Below are 1,047 nucleotides of genomic sequence, written 5' to 3' on the forward strand. Positions count from 1 at the left end.
GCGGTTGCCCAGCCCGGTCAGCGCATCGCGGTTGGCCTGGCGGTGCCAGGAGGCGATCCGCCAGGTCGCCCACGCAGTCAATACCAGCACGACGCCGAGCAGCGCGCTGGCCGGCGCCCACCAGAGGCTGCTGGTGCGCAGCAGCAGCCAGCTCAGCAGCGGCGCGGCCGGCAGCGAGCACAGGGCAACCACCCAGGGCAGGCGCAGCCCGAGCAGCAGTACGCACATCGCCACCAGCAGCCCGGTCAGGGCGTCCTGCCAGGCGCGGGGCAACACGTCGATCTGCTTGTCCTGCAGCAGCATCGAGGCGATGTTGGCCTGGTACTCGCTGCCGCTCATCCAGTACTCGCGCGTGGTGGGTGTCAACAGCCGCAGGGCGATGCCACTGGCCGTCATGCCCACCACGATGCGCCTGCCACGCAGCATCGAGGCATCCACGCGCCCTTCCAGCACATCGGCGTAGGACACCTGTGGCAAGCGTTCCGGTGGCCCGGCATAACGTACGCGCACGTAATCATTGCGGCGCCATTGATAGGGCGAGTCCAGCGCCGGGTCGGGGTCGGGCAGGCCGTGTGCGCGTTGTCGCGGCAGATCGGTCAACGCCAGGCCGAGTGCCGGCCAGTGCGCTTGGCCGATGCCGGCATGCAGGTAGACCCCGCGGGCGACACCGTCGCCGTCGACTTCAACGTCGCTGTGGCCCATGGCGGCAGCGCTGGCGGCAATCAACGGGATCGGCAGCATCTCCTCGGCCATGCGGTCGCCGGCCGCCGGCGCGGCCAGCACCGGCAGCACCACGCGGCCGTTGCGACGGATCGCCGCGGCCAGCTCGGCGTCCTGGCGCGCATCGCGACGGTCGGGCTCGGACAGCATGAGGTCCAGCGCGACGCGTTCGGCACCGGCGTCGGTCAGGCGGTCCAACAGGCGCGCATGCACCGAGCGCGGCCACGGCCACTGGCCCAGCCGCTGCAGGCTGCCCTCGTCGATGGCGACGATCAGCACGCTGGGGTCGGGGCGGTAATCCCAGCTGCCGACCATCAGGTCGTACGC

Annotated in this window: 1 protein-coding gene; it reads right to left on the minus strand. The window is 71.3% G+C overall.

Annotated features, from left to right (window positions below):
- Positions 1-1,047, minus strand: a 1,047-nt coding sequence (locus DBR20_RS21210) for a CHASE2 domain-containing protein (RefSeq protein WP_258223463.1), incomplete at both ends; no start/stop codon positions are given.

Source organism: Stenotrophomonas sp. HMWF023 (genome assembly GCF_003060985.1).
GTDB classification, from domain to species: domain Bacteria; phylum Pseudomonadota; class Gammaproteobacteria; order Xanthomonadales; family Xanthomonadaceae; genus Stenotrophomonas; species Stenotrophomonas lactitubi.